Origin of the sequence: Pseudomonas sp. CFBP 8772 (assembly GCF_014841665.1) — a bacterium.
Classification (GTDB): domain Bacteria; phylum Pseudomonadota; class Gammaproteobacteria; order Pseudomonadales; family Pseudomonadaceae; genus Aquipseudomonas; species Aquipseudomonas graminis_B.
Genome location: NZ_JACYUI010000001.1, coordinates 1 through 22,194, shown reverse-complemented (window position 1 = coordinate 22,194; position 22,194 = coordinate 1). Strand labels below are relative to the sequence as shown.

General features: G+C 61.0%; 18 protein-coding genes and 1 pseudogene. 8 read left to right on the top strand and 11 right to left on the bottom strand.

What is annotated here, in order from left to right; all coding sequences use genetic code 11:
• Positions 1 to 23 precede the first annotated feature (23 nt).
• From IFT99_RS00095 to IFT99_RS00080, 4 genes are all read right to left on the bottom strand, one after another.
• Positions 24 to 251 (bottom strand): acyl carrier protein, encoded by a 228-nt coding sequence (locus tag IFT99_RS00095; RefSeq protein WP_237254702.1) that lies wholly within the window; start codon positions 249 to 251, stop codon positions 24 to 26.
• 355 nt (positions 252 to 606) lie between these two features.
• A complete protein-coding gene (locus IFT99_RS00090) occupies positions 607 to 1,317 on the bottom strand; it encodes a class I SAM-dependent methyltransferase (protein WP_192130007.1) in 711 nt (236 codons plus the stop codon).
• Positions 1,318 to 1,451: 134 nt separating this feature from the next.
• Complete coding sequence (locus IFT99_RS00085; protein ID WP_197985810.1) at positions 1,452 to 2,351, bottom strand: phytanoyl-CoA dioxygenase family protein; 900 nt, start codon at positions 2,349 to 2,351, stop codon at positions 1,452 to 1,454.
• Positions 2,297 to 2,875 carry a class I SAM-dependent methyltransferase gene (locus tag IFT99_RS00080; RefSeq protein WP_192130006.1) on the bottom strand — a complete coding sequence of 193 codons (579 nt, stop codon included), beginning with the start codon at positions 2,873 to 2,875 and terminating at the stop codon, positions 2,297 to 2,299. The genes IFT99_RS00085 and IFT99_RS00080 overlap by 55 nt, the downstream gene beginning before the upstream one ends.
• A gap of 354 nt (positions 2,876 to 3,229) precedes the next feature.
• On the opposite strand from IFT99_RS00080, the gene IFT99_RS00075 reads away from it, so the two are divergent.
• Positions 3,230 to 6,784, top strand: a complete 3,555-nt coding sequence (locus IFT99_RS00075) for a glycosyltransferase (protein WP_192130005.1) — start codon at positions 3,230 to 3,232, stop codon at positions 6,782 to 6,784.
• 27 nt (positions 6,785 to 6,811) lie between these two features.
• Here the strand turns inward: IFT99_RS00075 and IFT99_RS00070 are convergent, their stop codons facing one another.
• Positions 6,812 to 7,828, bottom strand: a complete 1,017-nt coding sequence (locus IFT99_RS00070) for an AraC family transcriptional regulator (protein ID WP_192130004.1) — start codon at positions 7,826 to 7,828, stop codon at positions 6,812 to 6,814.
• 188 nt (positions 7,829 to 8,016) lie between these two features.
• Between IFT99_RS00070 and IFT99_RS00065 the strand changes: the two genes are divergently transcribed.
• On the top strand, positions 8,017 to 9,201 hold the full coding sequence (locus IFT99_RS00065) for an acetyl-CoA C-acyltransferase family protein (RefSeq protein WP_192130003.1): 1,185 nt from the start codon (positions 8,017 to 8,019) through the stop codon (positions 9,199 to 9,201).
• A 12-nt stretch (positions 9,202 to 9,213) separates the two neighbouring features.
• Complete coding sequence (locus IFT99_RS00060; RefSeq protein WP_192130002.1) at positions 9,214 to 10,065, top strand: 3-hydroxybutyryl-CoA dehydrogenase; 852 nt, start codon at positions 9,214 to 9,216, stop codon at positions 10,063 to 10,065.
• 256 nt (positions 10,066 to 10,321) lie between these two features.
• Here the strand turns inward: IFT99_RS00060 and IFT99_RS00055 are convergent, their stop codons facing one another.
• From IFT99_RS00055 to gabT, 6 genes are all read right to left on the bottom strand, one after another.
• A complete protein-coding gene (locus IFT99_RS00055) occupies positions 10,322 to 12,703 on the bottom strand; it encodes an efflux RND transporter permease subunit (RefSeq protein WP_192130001.1) in 2,382 nt (793 codons plus the stop codon).
• 26 nt (positions 12,704 to 12,729) lie between these two features.
• Positions 12,730 to 13,875: a YCF48-related protein gene (locus IFT99_RS00050; RefSeq protein ID WP_192130000.1), complete on the bottom strand. Its 1,146-nt coding sequence runs from the start codon at positions 13,873 to 13,875 to the stop codon at positions 12,730 to 12,732.
• A 297-nt stretch (positions 13,876 to 14,172) separates the two neighbouring features.
• Positions 14,173 to 15,129, bottom strand: a complete 957-nt coding sequence (locus tag IFT99_RS00045; protein ID WP_192129999.1) for an omptin family outer membrane protease — start codon at positions 15,127 to 15,129, stop codon at positions 14,173 to 14,175.
• 178 nt (positions 15,130 to 15,307) lie between these two features.
• On the bottom strand, positions 15,308 to 15,796 hold the full coding sequence (locus tag IFT99_RS00040) for an Lrp/AsnC family transcriptional regulator (RefSeq protein ID WP_003174918.1): 489 nt from the start codon (positions 15,794 to 15,796) through the stop codon (positions 15,308 to 15,310).
• A gap of 44 nt (positions 15,797 to 15,840) precedes the next feature.
• Positions 15,841 to 16,485, bottom strand: a complete 645-nt coding sequence (locus IFT99_RS00035) for a 2-haloalkanoic acid dehalogenase (RefSeq protein ID WP_192130485.1) — start codon at positions 16,483 to 16,485, stop codon at positions 15,841 to 15,843.
• Between the two features lie 61 nt (positions 16,486 to 16,546).
• Complete coding sequence (gabT, locus tag IFT99_RS00030; protein ID WP_192129998.1) at positions 16,547 to 17,851, bottom strand: 4-aminobutyrate--2-oxoglutarate transaminase; 1,305 nt, start codon at positions 17,849 to 17,851, stop codon at positions 16,547 to 16,549.
• Positions 17,852 to 18,066: 215 nt separating this feature from the next.
• Here gabT and IFT99_RS00025 point away from each other — a divergent pair, with 215 nt between their 5' ends.
• The 5 genes and pseudogenes from IFT99_RS00025 to IFT99_RS00005 form a co-directional block, all read left to right on the top strand.
• On the top strand, positions 18,067 to 18,993 hold the full coding sequence (locus IFT99_RS00025) for a 2-hydroxyacid dehydrogenase (RefSeq protein WP_192129997.1): 927 nt from the start codon (positions 18,067 to 18,069) through the stop codon (positions 18,991 to 18,993).
• A gap of 728 nt (positions 18,994 to 19,721) precedes the next feature.
• Entirely contained in the window at positions 19,722 to 20,855 is a 1,134-nt protein-coding gene (locus IFT99_RS00020) for a colicin E3/pyocin S6 family cytotoxin (protein WP_192129996.1), read from the top strand.
• Between the two features lie 7 nt (positions 20,856 to 20,862).
• Positions 20,863 to 21,102: a pyocin S6 family toxin immunity protein gene (locus IFT99_RS00015; RefSeq protein WP_065987231.1), complete on the top strand. Its 240-nt coding sequence runs from the start codon at positions 20,863 to 20,865 to the stop codon at positions 21,100 to 21,102.
• Between the two features lie 59 nt (positions 21,103 to 21,161).
• Positions 21,162 to 21,419, top strand: coding sequence for a pyocin S6 family toxin immunity protein (locus tag IFT99_RS00010; RefSeq protein WP_192129995.1), 258 nt, complete (start codon positions 21,162 to 21,164; stop codon positions 21,417 to 21,419).
• 598 nt (positions 21,420 to 22,017) lie between these two features.
• Positions 22,018 to 22,194: pseudogene (locus IFT99_RS00005) on the top strand (IS5/IS1182 family transposase); the annotation flags it as partial.

Below are 22,194 nucleotides of genomic sequence, written 5' to 3'. Positions count from 1 at the left end.
GCGCAGGATTCGGATACCGGGGGTTATTCCGAAACGAGCGTAATGACGTCCCGGACGGTTTCGCACTTGTTCAGGCGCGAAGCCGAAATGGTTTTCTCCAGGCGCTCGTCGACCAGGGCCATGAAGGTGACCAGGGCAATCGAATCCCAGTCCAGCGGCTGGTCAACCTTGAGGGTGCCCTCATCGGCTTCCATCGCTTCTTCGATCAGCGCGACGACTTGCTCTTCCAGTGCCACTGCTTGCTCTACCATCTCTCGCCACTCCACAGAACTTGATCGGACGCCTTCGCCGATGCGTGGTGGGACTGAAGCAAGTTCCGAACCAGAACCCGAAAAGCAGGTGGCGGAGCCCTGAATACAAGGGCTGCAGGCCATGTGAGTAAAAACGCGGAATTCAGGCGAGACAAAAAAACGGCGCGCTTGAGATGCGACCAGGCCGTTGTATCTGGATTGACTGCGGCCAACGACGTAGGTCAGGCGTTCTGCGATCAATTGTGGGAGCGAGCTTGCTCGCGAAGACGCCGGTACACCCCGTCTATCTCCAGCGGCGAAATGCCGTCTTTGCAGGCCACTATTGTGGCCCGCGCTGGATCAGCGCCCACCGTCATTACTCTGCAGTTCTTTCGTCACCGATTGTCGCGCCACGCATGTGAAACACCAGCATCGTGCCTTCGATGTGGTACAGCTCCAGACTGCCAGCCAGCTCTTCCAGGTAGCGAGTCAGCTCCGGGAATTGTGGGTTACCGTAGTCGTGCCAGACGATGCAACTGCTGTCGCCGCCCAGCATCTTCAGCGAATTTTCGGTGTCGCGCTTGACGTACTCATACTCGTGGTTGGCATCGACGAAGATGAAGTCGAACTTGCCCGCGTAGGGCGACGGATCGAAGGTCATGGAGTCCTGCAGAATCTGCCGAACCATTGCCTTCTTCGGCGACTGATTGTACTTGCGGCTCGACAGCACGGCCTTTTCGGCAAGCAGTTTGTCATCGCCCTGGAACACGATACCGTCGGTGTCCGGCAGGTCCAGCGTGTAAATGCGTGGCTCGCTGTCGCCGTTGTCCGGCAGGTCTTCCAGCACCAATCGGGTGGTGCGCCCGTCGAAGGTGCCGAACTCGAAGACGAAGTCCGGGTTGATGGCGCGGACCAGCTTGAGCAGCATGACCGACTCAAATGCCGTCAGGCTGCCTGCGCCGTCGGCGGGGGGCATGAAGAATTTGACCTCTTCTTCCCGGCCGTCCTCGATGCTCAGCACACGGTAGGGCCGAATGTGCATCAGCGCTGAAGGGGCGTACGTCCGGGTCGCGAGACAGGTATCCATTTTCTCTCCTCAAGTCGGGTCTGGCGCTGAGCAATGCGCGGTGCGCAGAGGCCGATAAGCCTCGTCAGCTTTAACAATGTTCGGGGTCAATAACGACTGATCACGGCAACGCGCGAACCGTACGCCGCATTGAGTCATTCGGTGGTACCGCTCGCCCTGTGTACGGCGTCGGCCTTCAACTGCGCCAGTTCTTTCTCGTAGTTAACGATTTTCAGAATGCGCGAGTTAACGAAGTGGCGGGTGATGTCCTTCGGCGAAAAAAAGACATCGGTCTGCCATTCGCCGCAGATGAGTTCTTGCCCGGTAGGGTCGTCGGCCGGCTGAATAATCATGTCGGCCAAGATGCGATCAACCCCTGAAATGTTCGGTCCCGACTCATGCCACAGGCGACTGTCCATGATCACGAAATCGCCCGGCGCCAGTTCGGGGGTGACGGTCGGCCACTGCACATCGAAACTCGCTGGATTGATTTCACCGGCATCGCCGAGCGAGCCCAAGGCATGGGAGCCCACATGAAAAGTCATGCCGCCGTTGTCTTTGTTCACCGCACTGATTGCCACAAAAACGCTGCACTTGTTGCTATTGCCAGCGTGATAACAACTGTCCTGGTGCAGGAACACTTTGTTGGCACTCAGCGCGTCTTTGATGACAAAGCGATGGTTATACAACGCGATGTGCTCGCCCATGAGCGGTTTGAGCGTCGAGGCAAAAACCGGCTCGCGGTACATATGCGCGAGGCCTTCAGGCAATTGTTCGTTGAGCGATACCGGGTTGGCGCGATTGACGTCCCGCCCCTTTTCCAGCACCTCCCTGTAAAAACGTTTCCACTCGTTCTGCCATGCATCAACCACGTCCCGGGGCACGGCATTACGCACCACAAAAACGCCCGTCTTGCGAAACACGTCAACGTCGAATGCCTCGGACGAGAGCCGGGGAATCAGCGCGTCGAGGGATTTCACGCTGTTGTGCACGGCGCTGTTCATATGAAGCGGAACGTCAGTTCGCTGTCTTTGGTTTCCTTGAACTTGTTGCAACGGGCAAGGACGTTATACCGAATCGGGAACAGTTCACGGTCCGGGGATTCAAGGATATCGATCTCGACGATATCGAAATCGCGTAGCAACGCATTCCAGCCATGTTCGGTGATGCGCCAGCAGTCCGGGCTCGGGCCATGGATGCGCCAGTTCAGCGGTGCGGAAATCAGCAAATAACCCTCGTGTTTGAGGATGCGGCGAATTTCCTTGATGGTGTCGAACGGGTTCAGCGTGTGCTCGATGACTTCCATACAGACGACGCAGTCATAGGCGCTGTCGGCAATGAATTCGTTCTTGCGGGTTATATCGCCAACAAGGGTCGGGCCATAAGTGTCAACGATGTCGAAGGTATCAACGGCAAACTGGGTGAAGCTTTCCCTGACCAGCGAACGTTCCTGGGGGCCGACTTCCAATAAACGTCCGGTCTGTTCATGGAGCAACTCGGCGGTCTTCTTGACGAAGTGCTGCAGGTGATCACGGGCCAGCTGGAACGTGTCGTTATCGAATTTCGAAGGTGTCGCCATGATAAGTCCCGCTGTCTGCCTGGGGCAGTGATTGGAAGATAACCGGCGTTAAGCAAAGACGCCTGTCTTTCGAGTATCGGCATGAATCCGACGATCATTAATCTACTCAAGCACGCTTTCCATCAGGCCTCAAGACCTATCACGCGAGCACAACTGGCCACCCCCACAGGGCCACTAATTGGCCAGTAACTTCGAGTTTTACGGCGAAACCTGATGCCCATCCGTTGGCCGGGATATTGCTTCACCGGATGTTCATGCCCGAGGCGTCATTTTCATGACGGGTCGCTTGCGCCCCCCGTTCTCCTGTCAATGCGCCGATGTTCGAGGCACGTTTTTTAACTACCGGATACCCCCATGGATTCTCAACGACTGGTTAGCGTCGTCATCGCCGTCTGCCGCACCGAGTTTTTTGAAACCGCGCTGAGCAGCGTGATCGGGCAGACCCACGATGCCATTGAAATCGTGATCTGCGACGACGCCACCGACGGTCTGGCAGAAACCGTGACGGATCTGTACCGGGCGTCGTGCCAGTGGCCGATTCGCTACCTGCGCAACGAATCTCCACTGGGCGCTGACGCCTGTTTCAACCGCGCCGTTGCCGACGCTTGCGGGCGGTACATCAAGTTCATGGCCGGTGACGCCGTGCTGGCGCCGGACTGCATTCAGCAGATGGTCGCGGCGCTGGAGGTCAATCCTCAGGCCTCACTGGTGGCGGCGCACCGCCAATGGTTGAACGCCGAGGGCGCGGCGCTGCAAGAGAATCTGGCGACCCGTTTTCGCGTCAGCGAGCCCACGGTATTCAACGGGCCTGACATCGTCGGGCTGCTGGGGGAGTTCACCTGCCATTTCATCGGTGAGTTGAGCAGCGTGCTGTGTCGCCGCGACGACCTGCTGGCGTTGGGCGCCGACCTGTTCGCCCTCAACGGCGAGTCCGTGGGTCCGCTGGGCAATCTGGCGCTGTACGCCACCTTATTGCACGACGCCGAATTGATCATGCTGCCCGCCACGCTGACGGGCACGCGCATCGCGCCGCAGCAGTTGACCCAGCAGGGCATCGAAATTGTTGGCACGGACAGCGATCATCTGCCCGCGTTTCACCGGCTGATCCGTGAAGCCGGGTGGGCCAGCACCTCGCTGGACAACGGCTGGGTCGGCGCCCGCCCGTTGTCGGCGACCCAGGGCTTTACCGATTTCAATCTGCTCGCGCAGTTGTCTGCGCCGTTGCCGCAACGGCTCAACCCGCAACAGGTCGAGGCCTGGCTCGGTCATCGCGTCCCGACGCCCGAACAGCAAACGCAGATCGACCGGCACCTGGCCGACGTCGGCGCGCCTTCGCTGTTGGTGGTGATCAAGGATTTTGGCGACGCCCCGGAGAAGGTTCAGCGCAGCCTCGACAGCCTCGCTTCCCACAGCGCCCTGCACGCGGCCATGAACGTGGTGGTGTTGACGGACGCGACTGTGCTCCCGACCCTCGCCCTCGGAGTTCGATTGAACACGGTGGCCATCGGCGGCCGGAACACCACCGCACTGCTCAACCAAGTGATTGAAACCCAGCGTTTCGACTGGCTGATCGTGATCGACGCCGGCACCCAATTCACGCCATTCGGCCTGACTGCCAGCGCGCTGAAGCTGCTCGAATCCCCGGACGCCCGCGCTGCTTTCGCCGACGAAATGCACCGGCGGCCTCGGGGTGGTCTGAGTTCGGCCATGCGCCCGGACTTCAACCTCGACTACCTGCTGAGCTACCCGCTGCTGACGGCGGGTCATTGGCTGTTCCGACGGGAGACGCTGCTGGAGCTAGGCGGGTTCGATGAAGGCTTCGCCGATGCCGCGGAGTTCGACCTGATTCTGCGTTTATACGAGCGTGAAGGCGCCGGGCAGTTCATCCACATCAGCGAACCCCTGCTGGTCTGTGACCTGCCGGAAGCGGTGGACAATCCCGACGAAATCGCGACGCTGCAGCGCCATCTGCAGGTGCGCGGCTACCCCCAGGCGACCATCGAACACACCCTGCCCCGCCGCTACCACGTGCAGTACGGCCACACCGATCGACCGTTGGTGTCGATCATCGTCCCGACCAAGGATCAGCTGCCGTTTTTGCAGCGTTGCGTCGAAACCCTGCTGCACATCACCCGCTACCTGAATTACGAACTGCTGATCGTCGACAACAACAGCGAAACCCCCGAAGCCCTCGAATGGCTGGCGCGCATCGACGCCCTGGGCTCGGCGCAGGTGCGCGTGCTGCGCTACCCGCACCCGTTCAACTATTCGCGCATCAATAACGTCGCCGCGGCCCAGGCCAGGGGCGAGTACCTGGTGCTGCTGAACAACGACACGGCCATTGTCCACAGCCGTTGGCTCGATGAATTGCTCAATCATGCGCTGCGTCCGGAAGTGGGCGTGGTCGGCGCCAAGCTGCTGTTCCCCAACGGACGCATGCAGCATGCCGGCGTGCGCTTGGGCATGGACGGGCCGGCCGGTCATCAGCACATCGGTGAGCCCGGTCACATTCAGGGCTACATGCAGCGCGTGCAGGTGGATCAGGATTTGAGCGCGGTGACGGCGGCGTGCCTGATGGTCCGCCGCTCGATCTACGAGGAGGTCGGCGGGCTGGATGAAGAAGCCTTCGTCGTGTCCTACAACGACGTCGATCTGTGCATGAAAGTGGGCGCCCTCGGCTACCTGAATGTCTGGACGCCCCATTCGGTGCTGATCCACGAAGGCAGCGTCAGCCAGACCCACGTCGACACCGCCACGCAGCAGGCCAAGCGCAAGCGCTTTGTCGGCGAGCAACTGGCGATGTACCGCAAATGGCTACCGACCCTGGCGAACGACCCCGCCTTCAACACCAATCTGTCGTTCGACCTGCAATCGGTCGAGCTCGAACTCAACATGCCGCTGGTCTGGCGGCCGATGGCCTGGCGCCGCGACCCGGTGGTGCTGGCCTACCCTGAAGGCCTTTGGGCCTCGCCCCACGAACGGGTGATCGCGCCGTTCGAGACGCTGCACGCCACCGGATGGGTGGACGGCATGCTCAGCAGCCAGCCGCTGTCGATTCCTCAGGAAGGACGGCTCAAGCCGAATGTCGTGGTGTTTCAGGCCCGGCTCGACGCCGACCACCTGCAAACCATCGCCCGCGCCCAGCTGCTGCCGGATGCCTTCGTCGTGCTCGACATCAATGACCTGCAACTGGGTTCCCGGACGCCGGGCGAAGACCCGTTCGCCTTCGATGCCGAGTGCGTTGACCTGCTGCAGAAGAGCCTCCATCAGGCCCATCGCGTAATCGCTTCGACCCAAGTGCTCGCTGATATCGCCGGGGAGTTTCACGCGGACGTTCGATTGCTGCCTTCGCGCCTGTCGCCGCAGATCTGGGGCAACCTCGTCTCGCGCCGTGGAGTGGGTGGCAAGCCGAGGGTCGGTCTGGTCAGTGATCACTGGCAGCCACAGGATCTGCATATGATCCTTGCCGTGGTCGAGGCCCTGGCAGAAGAGGTGGAGTGGATCGTGCTGGGCGATGACCAGGGCGTGCTGCGCGGCCATGCCCATGAATCCCATGACCGGCCGCCCGCCGAGCATTACGCCACAGCCGTCGCCGGACTGAACCTCGACCTGGCCCTGCTTCCCGCCGTGGATAACCTGTTTGGCGCCTGCAAGAACAACATCACCCTGCTGCAACTCGGCGCCTGCGGTGTGCCGGTGATCTGCAGCGACGTTCGCGCCTACGCGGGGGATTTGTCGGTGACGCGGGTGCCCAACACGCTGGAGGCCTGGGTGAACCTGATTCGCGCCCACACGATGGATCTGGCCAGCGCGGCGCTGCTGGGCGACGATTTACGCAAACAAGTGCTTCGCGACTGGATGTTCGACGAAGAGGCTGTTCAGGCCTGGCGCGAGGCGTGGTTGCCCTGAGACCAAAGGCGCCTCATCAGTCCTCAGTCATGGGTGATTGGCGGTGTGCTTTTTGCGGTAGCCGCCCGGACTTTCCCCCGTCCATTTCTTGAACGCCCGGTGAAACGCGCTGGGCTCCTGAAACCCCACCAAGGATGCGATCTCCACCACGCTCAGTTCGGTGTCGCGCAGCTTCTGCTGGGCGATGCCGCGGCGGACGTCGTCCTTGATCCCTTGAAACGCACAGCCCTCACGCTCCAGTCGACGGCGGAAGGTGGTGGCGCTGAGTTTCAGCTCATCGGCCATTTCCAGCAGCGTCGGCCAGTGCCCGTAATGGCTGTTGCGCAGGCGCTGATAGACCTGTGCCGCGAGCCCGCGCTGGTTGCGATAGCGAATGACCAGCCACTGCGGCGCGGTGCGCAAAAATGATTTCAGCGACGGCAATGACTGCACCACCGGCAGACGCAGATAGTGGCTGGAAAATTCGATCTCGGTGCGCGGCTCGCCAAAGCTCAGGTTGAAACCCCACAGCAGCGAGTCGTCGCTGAGGCGCTCACGGCGCTGGCGAAACTGCGCGCGGTCGATGCTGATGCGGCGCCCGCCGAGCCAGCACAACAGGCTGATCATCAGCAGCAGAAATGTCTCTTCACCGAAGCGCTGCCGGACCGGGTCCTCCGTGCTGGTGTCCACCGCGAGCACGGCGCGCGCGCCGCGAACGATGAGGCTGCCGCGAAAGTCGCGCAGGAAAAGACCGAAATTGCTCAGGCACTGGCGCAGGGCCTTCTCCAGAGTCGGTTCCTGAATCAGCCCCCGGCAGATCAGGGCGAAGCTGCCCAGGGGCATGCCGTGGGAATCGAGGCCGAAAAACTCGTCGCCCAGTTCCTTGATCTGAATGAGCCACAACGCCGCGAACGCACTGGCCGACACCCGCGCCGTGGGGTGGTCGAGCAGTGCCATGTCGATGTCTGCTGCTTGCAACACGGACTGCAAGCGCAGCGGCTGGTCGCGCAGCCCGTGGACGATCAACTGGACGAAGTAGATCGACACTGAATCCTTTTCCCGCATGACCGCCTTTCCCTTTTTGAATGGTGCACCACGGATCAGGCGCTGATGGTAAAGAACGCCAGCCCATCTGGACAGTTTCGGCATGGGCCCGTCCCGAACGCCGATCTAGACTTGCCCGCAGTCAGCACCGGCCGAAACGCCGTTTTTGCGGTGCTGCCCCATAATTCCAATACCTGTCAGGAGTCCCCATGAGCACACCCGAAGTTTTCGTCGTCAGCGCACTGCGTACCGCCATCGGTGGATTCGGCGGCTCCCTCAAGGAGGTCTCGCCCATTGAACTGGGCACTCAGGTCAGCCGCGCCGCACTGGCCAAATCGGGGATCGCACCGGAACACATCGGCCATGTGGTCATGGGCCACGTGATCCCGACTGAAGTGCGCGACGCCTATCTTTCCCGCGTCATCGCCCTGGAAGCGGGCTTGACCAAAGAAACCCCCGCCATGAACGTCAATCGCCTGTGCGGCTCAGGTTTGCAGGCCATCGTGTCGGCGGCGCAATCGCTGATGCTCGGCGACGCCCAGGCCGTGCTGGCCGGTGGCGCCGAATCCATGAGCCGGGGCGCCTACATCATGCCCCAGGCCCGTTGGGGTGCGCGCATGGGTAACGTGCAGGCGTACGACTACATGCTCGGCGCGTTGCACGATCCGTTCGCCAATATTCACATGGGCATCACCGCCGAGAACATCGCCGAGCATTACGGCATCACCCGCGCCGACCAGGACGCTCTGGCGCTGACCAGCCAGCAGCGCGCCGCCCACGCCATCGCCGAGGGCCGTTTCGAAAGCCAGATCGTCCCGATCGAGATCGCCACGCGCAAAGGCACCGTGACCTTCGCCCAGGACGAGCACGTGCGCGGCGACGTGACGGCCGAGCAGCTGGAGAAGATGAAAACTGCATTTAAGAAGGATGGCACCGTCACGGCCGGCAACGCCTCCGGCCTGAACGATGGCGCAGCGGCGCTGGTCATGGCCAATAACGACATGGTCCGCGAGCACGGTCTCAAGCCGATGGCGCGTCTGGTGGCCTATGCCCATGCCGGGGTTGATCCGTCGATGATGGGCCTGGGGCCAATTCCCGCCAGCCGCAAAGTGCTGGAGCGTGCCGGCCTGACGGTGGCGGATCTGGACGTGATCGAATCCAACGAAGCCTTCGCCGCCCAGGCCTGCGCCGTTGCCCGTGAGCTAGGCTTTGATCCGGCCAAGGTCAACCCGAACGGCTCGGGCATTTCCCTCGGCCACCCGGTGGGCGCCACGGGCGCCATCATCGCCACCAAGGCGATCCACGAGCTGCACCGGATTCAGGGCCGCTACGCCTTGGTGACCATGTGCATCGGCGGCGGTCAGGGCATCGCCGTCATCTTCGAACGTGTGTAAGGAGGCTTGTCGATGAGCATGCAACACATCGCCGTGATCGGCGCCGGCACCATGGGCAACGGCATCGCTCAGGTGTGCGCGGTGGCGGGTTTCGACGTGACCCTGCTGGACATTTCCGACACCGCACTGGAGCGCGGCATGGCGACCGTGCGCAAGAATCTTGAACGGCAGGTGACCAAACAGACGGTGGCGGCCGATGTCGCCGAAGCGGCCCTACGACGCATCAGCGTCACCACGGACTACGGCCAGTTGAACGGCGCGCAGCTGGTGATCGAAGCGGCGACCGAGAATCTGGAGCTGAAGCTGCGCCTGCTCAAGCAGATCGCCAGCCATGTCGACCGCGAGTGCGTGATTGCGTCGAATACGTCGTCGCTGTCGATCACGCAACTGGCGGCCAGCGTAGAGCACCCGGATCGGTTCATCGGCCTGCACTTCTTCAACCCGGTGCCGATGATGAACCTGATCGAGGTCATTCGCGGTTTGCAGACGGCGGACACCACCCACATCGCGGCGATCAAGCTGGCCGAGCGGTTGAACAAGACCGCCATCACTGCCGGCAACCGGCCTGGGTTTGTGGTGAACCGGATTCTGGTGCCGATGATCAACGAGGCGATTCTGGTGCTGCAGGAAGGTCTGGCCACCGCCCAGGACATCGACGACGGCATGCGCCTGGGTTGCAACCAGCCCATCGGCCCGCTGGCGCTGGCTGACCTGATCGGGCTGGATACCTTGCTGGCGATTATTGAGGCGTTCCTCGAAGGCTTCAACGACAGCAAATACCGCCCTGCGCCGCTGCTCAAGGAAATGGTGGCGGCGGGGTTTCTGGGGCGCAAGACCGGGCGTGGTTTTTTTGTTTATAACTGAGTGAACGCGGATGTAAGACAGCGTGCTTCTGGTAGGACTGGCTTTAGCCGGGAAAGCGTCGGTCGCCACACCGTAAATTTTGCGGTGACAACACCGACCTCTTCCCGGCTGAAGCCGGTCCTACTAGCACTGAAAGGGGACTGATTTATTTACAACGCTTCACCGTAAATTAATCTGTCCCCGATCCACAAATTTTGCGTGCGCAATACCGGCCTCCTCCCGGCAGAAGCCGTTCCTACCAGGGCACCGGGTGTGGTCAATGGGAAAACAACGAGTTCCCGACCTTGCCCGCCATCTTCTCCGGTCTGATCAGGAACCGGGCCAGCGCTGGCAACAGCCACAGGGCGCCGAACATGTTCCACAGCAGCATGAAGGTCAGCATCAGGCCCATGTCGGCCTGGAACTTGATGGCCGAGAAGATCCAGGTGCATACCCCGATCGCCAGGCAAAGGCCGGTGAACAACACCGCTTTGCCCGTGGATTTAAGCGTCTGGTAATACGCTTCCTGCAACGGCAGCCCCGCCCGCAGGAAACTCTCCAGTCGGCTGTAAATGTAAATCCCGTAATCGACCCCGATCCCCACCCCGAGCGCCACCACCGGCAGGGTCGCGACTTTCACGCCAATCCCCATGAACGCCATCAGCGCGTTACCCAGCACCGACGTCAGCACCAGCGGCAGGACGATGCACAGCGTCGCCGCCCATGAACGGAAGGTGATCATGCACATCACCGCCACGCACACGTACACCAGAATCAGAATGGTCAGCTCGGCCTGCTTGATGACCTCGTTGGTGGCCGCCTCGATCCCGGCGTTACCCGCCGCCAGCAGAAACTCCAGGCCATCCCTGTTGTTCTGTTGAGCAAACTCCTGCACCGCATGCACGGCCCGGTCCAGAGTTTCGGCCTTGTGGTCATTGAGGAAAATCAGCAACGGGGCCAGGGAACAGGTGTTGTTGTACAAGCCGTCAGCGCGGGAAATTGAGCTGTTGAGCACGTCCTTGTTGCGCGACAGCGACTCCCATTTCAAATTGCCCTCGTTCATCCCCTTGATGACCTGTTTGGACACAGTCACCAGCGAAATCGCCGATTGCACCCCCGGCGTGTTTTCCATCTTCCACGACAGCTCGTTCATGGCCGACAGCGTCTGATACGCCGAACACCCCTCGGGCGGCGTCTTGACCATCACCACCAGCACGTCGGAGCTGGTCGAGTAATTGTTGATGATGAAGCTGTTGTCCTGGTTGTAGCGCGAGTCTGGCCGCAGTTCCGGCGCGCCCTGATCGAGGTCGCCGATCTTCAGGTTATGGCCGTACCAGAGACCGCCGACCAGCGCGACAAGGGCCAACGTCACTGACACGCGGGCGACTTTTGGCGCGGCGAAGTTCGACAGCAGACGCCAGAACGGGTGCTCACGCACGGCATCCTCTTTACTGCGCACCACCGCTTTTTTGCTGATGCCAACGTAGGAAATCGCCACCGGCAGGAGGATCAAGTTGGTGAACACGATCACCGCCACGCCGATGGACGCGCCGATGGCCAGCTCGCGGATCACGCCGATGTCGATGATCAGCAACGTGATGAAGCCGACAGCGTCGGCAAGAATGGCGATCATCCCCGGCAGGAACAATTGGCGAAAGGTCCGGCGTGCTGCGGTAAGCGCACTGTCGGCATCGCTGGATTGCAGGGCGATGCCGTTGATCTTCTGCACGCCGTGGGAAATACCGATGGCGAAGATCAGAAAGGGCACCAGCATCGAGTAGGGATCAAGCCCGAAACCCACTACATGCATCAGGCCCAGCTGCCAGATCACCGCGATCAACGTGGTGCTCAACACCGCGATGGTGCTGCGGGCGCAGCGGGTGAACCACATCAGCAGGACCAGGGTGATCAGGAAGGCGATGCCGAAGAACATCACCACCATGATCAGCCCGTCGATCAGGTCGCCGACCTTCTTGGCGAAACCGACGATGTGAATCTCGACGTTGGGGTTCTGTGCTTCGTACTTGTCGCGAATCTTCTCTTCGAGCTGGTGGGAGAACTGACGGTAATCCAGCGGCAGCAGTTTGCTCTGGTCGTTGGGGTCCGGGTAGAACTCCTGCAGCGGCACATCGACGATGCTCGACTTGAAGTTGTTGGAGACCAGTCGCCCGACCTGCCCGGACTTGAGGACGTTATTGCGCAGCTTGTCGAGGCTCTGTTGCGAACCGTCGTAGCTCTGCGGAATGACCTCGCCGCCGGCAAAGCCCTCCTCCGTCACCTCGGTCCAGCGCACGCTGGGGCTCCACAACGACTTGAGCCCGGAGCGGTCGACGCCGGAAATGTAGAAGACCTCGTCGTTGATCTGCCGCAGAGTCTCCATGTAGTCCCTGGAGAAGATGTCGCCCTGCTTGGCCTCCACCGAGATACGCACGGTGTTGCCCAGGTTCGCGAGGTCGTTGCGGTGTTCCATCATGTTCTGAACGAACGGATGCCCCAGCGGGATCATTTTTTCGAAGCTGGTGGACGGGCGCACCAGCGTCGCTTGCCAGAACAGGAAGATGCTGACCAGCAGGCAGATGCCGATCACCGTCTTGCGGTTGTTGAAAATCAGCTGTTCCAGGCGCGTCGGCCTGTCGTGAGGGTGTTGAAGGTTGCTCATGGAGACGTGTCCTCGCCTGCTTGTTCTTATTGTTGAGCGCTGTCAGCGCCCGTTGGCGAGGTGACGCGAACGCCGCCCTGTCCCACCAGAACCAGATTGCCTTTGTCGTCCTCTGCTACCCCCGACAAGGAAAGCCGGTCCGGGCGATTGGCAACCGTGAAGCTTTGGCCATCGTCCGTACTGCGCATGACGCTGCCGCCGTTGCCCACCAGCACAATGGAGTGGTCGGGCATCAGCGAGGCATTGGCGATGCTGAACTCCAGCGGGCCGCGCTCACCCTGCAGCGGGACGGGCTCCCACGTGGTACCAAAATCGGTCGAACGAAACAGATTGCCGCGCAGGCCGTAAACCAGGAGCGTGTTGGATTCAGCAGTGCCTACCGCGCCGAACAACGAGCCCTGGTAAGGGCCTTCAAGTTTCTCCCAGGTCTGGCCATCGTCCGGGGACCGAAACATGCTGCCCTGTTCACCGACCACGAACAGGCCCGCGTCCTTCACGTACGCAATGCCGTTGAGGTGAAACTGGTCCTCGTTGTCCAGCCGGTCGCCGATGTCTTCCCAGTGCTGGCCGCCGTCGGTGGTTTCCAGCACCGCACCATAAGCACCGACGGCAATCCCGATGGTGAGGTCCTTGAACCAGACATCCAGCAGCGGTGCTTCGCGTTTGAGGTCTTCGAACTGTTTGGTCCAGGTGGCGCCGGCATCGCTGCTGGCGAGGATCTGCGCATCGTGGCCCACCGCCCAGCCGTGTTGCTCATCGACGAAATACACCGCCGTGAGCATCTGGCGCGTCGGCACTTTGGCCTGGGTCCAGGTTTTGCCCTGGTCGTCGGAATAGAGAATGTGGCCGCGATCCCCCACCGCCACCATGCGCTTGCCGGCATGGGTCACGTCCAGCAGCAGACTGCGGGAGGCTTTTGCGGATTCGAGGGCATAGACGGCGGAATCGCCAGCGCTAGCAGGGGCTTCAACGGGCGTGCTGTCAGCGGGCATGCCATTGGCGGGCGTGCCATTGGCGGGCGTGCCATCAGCGGCCAGGGCTGCGCCGCAGAAGATCGGAGAGATAAGGAGCGACAGAGCCGCATGGAGAGGCAGGCTCTTGAAAAGCGTCCGGGCGCTGGAATGGCCCCGAATGACCGCAAACCGAGTGCGCCGAATGACGGGCTCACGCATGGAGCTACCCCTTCCTTTATTTTTATTAGGTTCTTCTGGAGGCCATTTGAACCGCGCGGGCGCTCTAGCCTGCACGCGACGCTGGCTTACCGAAGCGAGCCCATCCTAGTCAGCTTTGGAAACGTATGACAATCGACATGACGTTATCTTTTGTTAAGCCACGGAGCCCTGATTGGCGCGTTATCACTGGGACTGATTGAGCTCACCTACTGCGCGTGGCGTAGCTGAGCCGTGGCCCCTCAATTCAGGCGTAAACCGTGCCGGGGATCTCGGCGCCAGCACGGTGTGGGGCATGGCTCAGAAGGCGTAGGTGAGCGCCAGGGTGGACATCGTCGTCCTGGCGGACTGACTCCCCGCGTCGCCCGCGATACGGAAGCGATCGCCGCTGTGAGTGTCCTTGATCAGCGTGCTGCCTTTCGCCTCGGCGTATACCTGATGATCCACACCCGCCCGTAACGAAAGCTGCGGACTCACGCGGTAACTGAGCGCAACCGCGAGGCTTTGCATACGGCCGTTGTTGCCATAATCGCCGTCATAGGTGACGCCGCTGACATGATGGCGGTCGTGATCTCGCGCCCGGACCCACTGGCTGTATTTGAACTTGCCTTCCAGCGTCCAGTTGCGGAACTGGTAGAGACCGACCAGCCCCAGGTAAGGCGTGTCGTAGGTCTGCTGATAGGAACTGCCTTTCTCCCCCGCCGGGAATTCACCCGACTCATCCCGAAACCCATCCTCTGAAGAGTAGGTATACCGCCCGCCTCTCGCCTGCCAGCCGAACTGGCTGCGCTGATAACCGAGCATCACGCCGAGGGCGAGAGCATCACGCTTGAGCGCCCAGGCGGTGGCGGCGAAATCGGCCTGCCAGGCTTTGCTGACCTGAGTGTCCGGGTGATCGGAGTAGTCACTCCAGCCGGCGTTCTCGTCATCCCAATCATAATCCTTCAGATGCCCGTCACCCTTCGCCACCCGCGTCCAGCCGTTCAGATCGAAGGATAGCCAGTTCACCGGCTGGTACTTCAAGCCCAGATGCAGCGTCGGCACCTGCTTCATGCTCCAGTTCAACTGGCTGAGCTTGCGACCGTTGTCAGCGTCGTACACCTTTTCCCGCGCCTGACCATTCAGCAGACCGACACCCAGGCTCACCCCAACCGCCCCCAACTGAAACTGCTCCTCGCGGGTTGTCTGCGACTCGGCCAACGCCTCGGTTGCGAACGCAGCCAGCCCCAGCCACAACAGCGTATTACTGCCCTTCATCACCCACTCCGCATTCTTCTTATTGGGAATTTTGTCCAGCGCCGCACGCCGCTGGACAAGGAGCGAAAGGATGAAGCGCCGCGAAGGAAATCTCTGCCGGGCGGTTCTGAAGGATTTGCGTGAAAGCTAAACGTTGGCGTTGGGAAATTGCCTACAAAACGGTTGAAGGTCTGTTTTATTAGTGACGCAACAACTTGCGCAACGGCACCCCATCCTTCAGCACCGGCGACTTGATGACGATGTAGCTGAAGTACTTCGAAATCCCGATGTTTTTGTCGAGCAGGCTTTCCACCACTTCCTGGTAGTGCTGGATGCTGCGGGTCATGAAGCGCACCAGGTAGTCGTACCCGCCGCTGATCAGGTGGCATTCGAGAACTTCGTCGACCAGGCGGATGTTGGATTCGAACTTGGCGAAGTCTTCGCGCTTGTGGTCGCTAAGGGTGATTTCGGTGAAGACGGTGACCGAGTCGGTGATCTTGGCCAGGTTCAGATGCGCTTTGTAGCTGGAGATATAACCCGCCGATTCCAGCCGCTTGACCCGTTGCAGGCACGGGCTGGCGGACAGGCCGACGGCATCGGCGAGGCTGACATTGGTCATCCGGCCGTCCTTTTGCAGTTCGACCAGGATGCTGATGTCGATCCGATCCAGTTTCACGAGCCCTTCCATCACGTACCTCTTGACTGCCGTTGTAAGACAATCTTCTAGCAAAATCAGCGCCGTAAAGACAGCTGATGCTGCGCCACCAGGTCGGCCATGCTGTTGATGCAGTACTCCGCCGCGCAGGGGGAAGGCTGACGTGCCCGGTGGCGGCCGATCAGGCAGCGGTCCAACGCGGCGTAAGGGTCGACCGATGGCCGGGTTACGTGCAGGACCGGTTGCACCTGATCACCCTGATCCGTGAGCCATTGCGGACCTTCGGCCAGGGAAATGAAATCTTCCGGTGCAATTCCCAGCCGTTCACAGAGCACGCCGCGATCCTCGGCATCGCGGTCGCCGCGCACCAGCAATCGATAGAATTTGCGCAGGTACAGCATCGCCCCGGGCGCGTCTTCGAACAGCGACCAGTTGCCCGCCGAACGGGCGAAGCTCATGCCCTCCTCCCAACTGGCGTGCAGGCCCCACTTTTCCGCCAGTTGGCGATGGGCGAAACACAGCATGCCGCTGAAGCCCAGCTCGGCGAAGCGCGGATACAGGGTGGCGACGACCGCGTTGAATTCGGCCAGCACTTCGTCCCTGGCCGGTTGCCCGCCGCGGCTGTCGAGCAGCGGTTGCAGCGCGGCCCAGACGCCGGAATCGCGATCCACCAGCACTTCATCGCAATCGATCAGCAACGCTCTGTATTCAGTCAGCCCCAATTCTGTCAGCCCCATGTGGATCGAACCTCCTGGATGCATCTGGCCCGTTGCGGGCAAAGCGTCACTTCACATTCGAGTTCAAGACCCGTGCCAAGGCGGCGTCGAGGATCTGCACGGCTTCGTCGACCTGGGCTTCTGTCGTCACCAACGGCGCGAGGAAGCGCAGCACGTTGCGGTAAACGCCGCATTTGATGACCAGCAAGCCACCGGCGCGGGCTTCGTCGATCACCCGTGAGTTGAGGTCGGCATCCGGGGTACGCGCCGCGTCATCCTTGATCAGTTCGATCGCCAGCATGAAACCGGTGCCGCGCACGTCGCCGATGCGCGGGTAACGCGCCTGCAGACCGATCAGGCCCCGGCGCAGGCGTTCGCCCAGGAGTTGGCTGCGCGCCAGCAGGTGTTCTTCCTCAAACGCATCGATCACCGCCAGCCCCGCCGCGCACGCCAGGGCGTTGCCGCCGTAGGTGCCGCCGAGGCCGCCGGGCAGCGGCGCGTCCATGATGTGCGCCTTGCCGACCACGCCGGACAACGGCAAGCCACCGGCGAGGCTCTTGGCGACGGTGACCAGATCAGGCTGGATGCCAGCGTGCTGGTAGCCGAACCAGGTGCCGGTACGGCCAAAGCCGGTCTGGATTTCGTCGAGGATCAACACGATGCCGTGCTTGTCGGCCAAGGCGCGCAGGGCCTGGAGAAACTCCGGCGGCGCGGTGAGGAAACCGCCGTCGCCCTGCACCGGTTCAATGAGGATTGCGGCGACGCGGTCCGGTGCCACCTGTGTGGCGAGCAATTCGTTCAGCGCGGTGATTGCGTCAACACTGCTAACGCCGCGATACGCGTTCGGGTACGGCGTATGGAACACCTCCGGCGCAAACGGTCCGAAGTTCTGTTTGTACGGTTGGCTCATGCCGGTGAGCGTGGTGCCGAGCAAAGTGCGCCCGTGGAAGCCCCCTCGAAAGGCGATAACCGCCGAGCGGTTGGTGTGGGCACGGGCTATCTTCACGGCGTTTTCCACCGCTTCAGCGCCGGAGGTGAAAAACGCGGCCTTGTAGGCTTCCTTTCCGCCGATCATTTCACAGAGGCGCTGCGCCAGGTCGAGGTAAGGCGTGTAGGCCGCCACCTGAAAGCAGGCGTGGGAGACTTTCTGCAGTTGCGCCTGCACGGCGGCGACCACTTTCGGGTGGTTATGGCCGATGTTGAGCACACCGATGCCGCCGACGAAATCCAGGTAGCGCTTGCCGTCCACGTCCCACAATTCGGTGCCCTGGGCGCGGTCGATCACCAGCGGGTGCGCAGTGACCAGACCACGGGGCACGAATTGCTCGCGCTGACGGAGCAAATGAGGGGTTTCGTCGACTTTGCTATTCATGGCATTTCCCATCGTGAGTCGGGCAACCCGGAGGCGGTTGCGATGCTGATCAGGTTACGGCGTGCGGGCAACGCACTTAGCCGAACTTGGCCCGTGAGAAATTCGGATCGACTGTTTTGGCCCCGCCTTTCAACAGATCCTGCGCCGGGCTTGGAGGATGATGTGGGCTAGCTCCCTACCCCTTCCCTTCAGCCTCCCTTTAGCAGGAGAAGCCCATGGCCTTGCTCTACAAAGCCGACCCCGCGCGCGCGCCACACTGGCAGAGACTCTTCGCCGAACATGCACCGGACATCGAATGGCGCGCCTGGCCGGACATCGGCAATCCCGAAGAGGTCGAGTACCTGGCGGCCTGGCAGGCGCCGGATGATCTGACGCAGCTGCTGCCGAATCTGAAGGTGCTGTTCGCGCTGTCGGCCGGGGTTGATCAGCTGGATCTGTCGCGCTTGCCGGCGGATCTGCCGGTGGTACGGCTGCTGGATCCGGGCATCACGCGGGGGATGTGTGAATACGCGACGTGGGCGGTGTTGAGTCTGCATCGGGATATGCTGCGGTATCGCGAGCAGCAGGCGGCACGCTGTTGGCAGGCCCATCTGTTGCAACCGGCGGAGAAGCGGCGCGTGGGGGTGATGGGGTTGGGCACGCAGGCGCAGCAGATTCTGGCGACGCTGGCGCCGTTCGGGTTTGCCTTGTCGGGCTGGGCGCGCAGTGTTCATGAGGTTGAGGGGGTGGACTGTTTTGCGGGTCAGGCGCAGTTGTCGGCGTTTCTGGGGCAGTGCGATATTTTGCTGTGCGTACTGCCGTTGACGGAGCAGACGGAGGGGATTCTGGACCGGAACCTGTTTGCGTTGCTGCCACGGGGCGCAGGGCTGATCAATATGGGGCGCGGCGGGCATCTTGTTGAGGAGGATTTGCTGGAGGCGCTGGAGAGTGTGCAGTTGGGGGGCGCTGTGCTGGATGTGTTGCAGGTGGAGCCGGCGGCGGCTGATCATCCGTTTTGGGAGCATCCGCAGGTGGTGTTAACGCCGCATGTGGCGGCGATGACGCAGCCGGCGAGTGCGTTTGGGGTGTTGCTGGAGAACATTCGGCGGTTTGAGCGTGGGGAGCGGATGGTCGGTGAGATTGATCGAAATCGGGGCTATTGAGCTTCGCAGATCGTTCCCACGCTCCGCGTGGTAACGCCAGATCAAAGGCGTCTGCCTGGGGGCAGACCGTTTCGCCTTCGGCGAGTTACTTGGAAAAGCACCCCAAGTAACCAAGGGTGCTTGCTCCTGGTTAGGCCCGACTTCGTCGGGTTCCCTCACTCCGACGACGCTCCGTGGGCCCGCGCCGAACGGACATCCATGTCCGCAACGGCGCTCTCGCCGCATCCATGCGGCTCGGCCCACTGCGCGTCGTCTACGTTCGGCCTGCACCAAAGTCGCGATTGGTGTCGTCTGGGCTATTTGCGTATGAAGATCAAAAGCAGATCAAAAGCAGATCAAAAGCAGATCAAGGGCTTCCCGGCTAAAGCCGGTCCTACAGGGATCGCCGCCGGTCCCACTCACGCTTATAGGGGACTGATTTATTTACAACGCTTCACCGTAAATTAATCTGTCCCCGGTCCGTTAGTGTGGCACCTGACGTCTTCCCGGCTAAAGCCGGTCCCACTGACACAGCGCATGCTTTTAGTGGGAACGGCTTTAGCCGGGAAGACGCCATTCCAGTCGCCAACAATTATGTGATGTTCAACACGACACCTTCTCTGGGAAAGCTAGCACCACTCACAGCGGAAACTGTCCGCCCCGCAACATCCCGTAACCCCCACGCCGTTGACCCCCGTCGACCCGACCGCATCCTCCGCCGCCTCAAATTGGCAGGCATCAACAAGGTCATGTTCAAGGGCGACAAAAAAGATCCCTTTGGGGACGACTCGATTTTCAAAGGGCTTCCCAACGGAGGTGCGTCGTGGGCCGCATGGAACTCGCCTCCCGAACCCGTGCGGGTGCCCACTCCGATGCCAGAGCGCTGGCCGGCCCCGAAGGAGCGCACCGACAACGTCTTCGCCAAATCCTGTACCGGGGAATGGTGCAGCACTGACGCCGGCACTGAGATAGAGCCCGCCTCCAACTTCGGCGCGATCATGATGGCGGGCGCCATGCTCCTGCCCTCCGCCTCCGACGCTATTGCCGCCGTACTCGGCGCAGACATGGGATTGGGCCGCATGGCCGGCGGCGGCATCATGCAACGCAGCCACACGTGGCTGCTTCGCGGCGCAGGCGGCCCGGCGAGTTTGTTCATCGTCGGCATGCTCCCGGCGAAGATGGGTGACGGCACGCTGTACACCGACGACGAATTGCGCAAACTGACCCAGGCGACAACGCGGGTGCGCTTCCAGCTGCGTCGTGATGCAGAAGGCGAGTTGCAGATCTACGGCATCCATTCCAAAGCATCCGGCGACGACTCGGTCCGCACCGTGCAAGCCCGCTGGAACGCCGACAAAAGCGCGATGGAAGCCCATCTCGACGGCATCACCATCCTCATGACGCCCCGCCGGGGCCGACACGGGACGCTGGAACCGCTGGTCTACCCTGAAAACAGCGACGCGCGCTTAGGCACCATCCTCGTCCACCCGATCCCCGACGACACCGACAGCCAGCTCGAAGGACTCCCAGGCGACGACATCACTGCTGAAGACTGCATCCTCGTCTTCCCCGCTGACTCGGGGCTGAGGTCGATGTATGTGGTCTATGCGCGGCCGTTTAATGGGGATCATGGGTATCATCCGCCTCCGCTGGACCTCCCAGGCTTTCCAGACGCCAAAAAAGCAGACAGTAAAACAATGGTCCAGGGTGGTGGAGCGAAGCGACGACGCTGGAAAGATCCCAAAGGCCGAATATTTGAGTGGGATAGTCAGCACGGGACTGTCGAAATGTATGACAAACAAGGCAAGCACCTGGGGGAGTTTGATCCTCAGACCGGCGAGCGAACCAAGCCGGCCAAGCCCGGCCGTAAAATTGAAAAGTGAGAGTTCTATGTTCCTCTATATATTTGGATTTTTGCTCGACAGCACCGAAGACGACTCGCTGAAATTTGAAATGAAGATAGATCCGTCGTTGAATGACGAAATCGTAGCGCGGCTCGGCCATGCAAGCCTAAACGCGATGGCGGAAGGTGACTGGCCGCTGACAAACGAGCAGGTCACAATGCTGTCTTCAATCACGGGACGCCAACTTCCGACCGATCTGAAGCTCCTGATAGGCGTCGTAGCGTGAGCACAGCACGGGGCCAACCACCCTCTGGATAACTTAAATGATTGGTGAAGTCACCTCATATGGCATTCATGCTGATACAGGGCTTTTACCCTGAGCCGGACCCGGACAACTCGCTTCAGTACGAGAAGGTGGTACCGCAAGCACTCGAAACAAACGTGCTTGCCGCGATGGGCTGGACGACAAAATCAGACGTACCCCCGGGCATAACAGAGCTTAGCCAGGAGCAAGCAGTGATGGTGCTCAAAGCGTTAGATGAGCGAAAAAAGGCGCAATTGATTTACTGCATTGCGCTTTACAGAAATGAACCTGCCAGTTAGGCACTCAATGCGGGATTAATTTACGGTGCAGCGTTGTAAATAAATCAGTCCCCCTTAAGCCCACGCCAGGTCAAGATCTAAGGCGTCTGCCTAGGGGCAGACTGTTTCGCCTTCGGCGAGTTACTTGGAAAAGCACCCCAAGTAACCAAGGGTGCCTGCTCTCGGTTTGGCCCGACTTCGTCGGGTTCCCTCACTTCGACGACGCTCCGTGGGCCCGCGCCGAACGGACATCCATGTCCTGACGGCGCTCTCGCCGCATCCATGCGGCTCGGCCCACTGCGCGTCGTCTACGTTCGGCCTGCACCAAAGTCGCGATTGGTGCCGTCTGGGCTATTTGCGTATGAAGATCAAAAGCAGATCAAGGGCTTCCCGGCTAAAGCCGGTCTTACGAGGATCGCCGCCGGTCCCACTGACACCGCGCATGCTTTTAGTAGGACCGGCTTTAGCCGGGAAGCTTTTGATCTGATCGTTCCCCACGCTCCGCGCGGTAAAGCCGTCCGGGACGCTCTGCGTCCCTGTGCAGACTGTGTGAAAACCTAGCCAACCTGCCTCAGATCTAAGAAAATGCCCCGCATCGAAAGATGCGGGGCATTTTCTTATGGCGTACATCCAGGGCGAATCGCGCAACCAGACCAGCCTGTTTCCGGTTTCCATCGACGAAGTCATTCCCGAAGACCATCTTGTCCGAGTCATTGATGCCTATGTTTCGCGCCTGGATCTCAGGGTTCTGGGGTTCGATAAAGCTATTCCCAAGGGCAACGGACGTCCGCCCTAC

Bases quoted from the DNA above. Each gene is read 5' to 3' on its own strand.
- IFT99_RS00095 (WP_237254702.1), bottom strand. From the start codon at position 251: ATGGTAGAGCAAGCAGTGGCACTGGAAGAGCAAGTCGTCGCGCTGATC.
- IFT99_RS00090 (WP_192130007.1), bottom strand. From the start codon at position 1,317: ATGGATACCTGTCTCGCGACCCGGACGTACGCCCCTTCAGCGCTGATG.
- IFT99_RS00080 (WP_192130006.1), bottom strand. From the start codon at position 2,875: ATGGCGACACCTTCGAAATTCGATAACGACACGTTCCAGCTGGCCCGT.
- IFT99_RS00075 (WP_192130005.1), top strand. From the start codon at position 3,230: ATGGATTCTCAACGACTGGTTAGCGTCGTCATCGCCGTCTGCCGCACC.
- IFT99_RS00070 (WP_192130004.1), bottom strand. From the start codon at position 7,828: ATGCGGGAAAAGGATTCAGTGTCGATCTACTTCGTCCAGTTGATCGTC.
- IFT99_RS00065 (WP_192130003.1), top strand. From the start codon at position 8,017: ATGAGCACACCCGAAGTTTTCGTCGTCAGCGCACTGCGTACCGCCATC.
- IFT99_RS00060 (WP_192130002.1), top strand. From the start codon at position 9,214: ATGAGCATGCAACACATCGCCGTGATCGGCGCCGGCACCATGGGCAAC.
- IFT99_RS00055 (WP_192130001.1), bottom strand. From the start codon at position 12,703: ATGAGCAACCTTCAACACCCTCACGACAGGCCGACGCGCCTGGAACAG.
- IFT99_RS00050 (WP_192130000.1), bottom strand. From the start codon at position 13,875: ATGCGTGAGCCCGTCATTCGGCGCACTCGGTTTGCGGTCATTCGGGGC.
- IFT99_RS00045 (WP_192129999.1), bottom strand. From the start codon at position 15,129: ATGAAGGGCAGTAATACGCTGTTGTGGCTGGGGCTGGCTGCGTTCGCA.
- IFT99_RS00040 (WP_003174918.1), bottom strand. From the start codon at position 15,796: ATGGAAGGGCTCGTGAAACTGGATCGGATCGACATCAGCATCCTGGTC.
- gabT (WP_192129998.1), bottom strand. From the start codon at position 17,851: ATGAATAGCAAAGTCGACGAAACCCCTCATTTGCTCCGTCAGCGCGAG.
- IFT99_RS00025 (WP_192129997.1), top strand. From the start codon at position 18,067: ATGGCCTTGCTCTACAAAGCCGACCCCGCGCGCGCGCCACACTGGCAG.
- IFT99_RS00020 (WP_192129996.1), top strand. From the start codon at position 19,722: ATGTTCAAGGGCGACAAAAAAGATCCCTTTGGGGACGACTCGATTTTC.
- IFT99_RS00015 (WP_065987231.1), top strand. From the start codon at position 20,863: ATGTTCCTCTATATATTTGGATTTTTGCTCGACAGCACCGAAGACGAC.
- IFT99_RS00010 (WP_192129995.1), top strand. From the start codon at position 21,162: ATGGCATTCATGCTGATACAGGGCTTTTACCCTGAGCCGGACCCGGAC.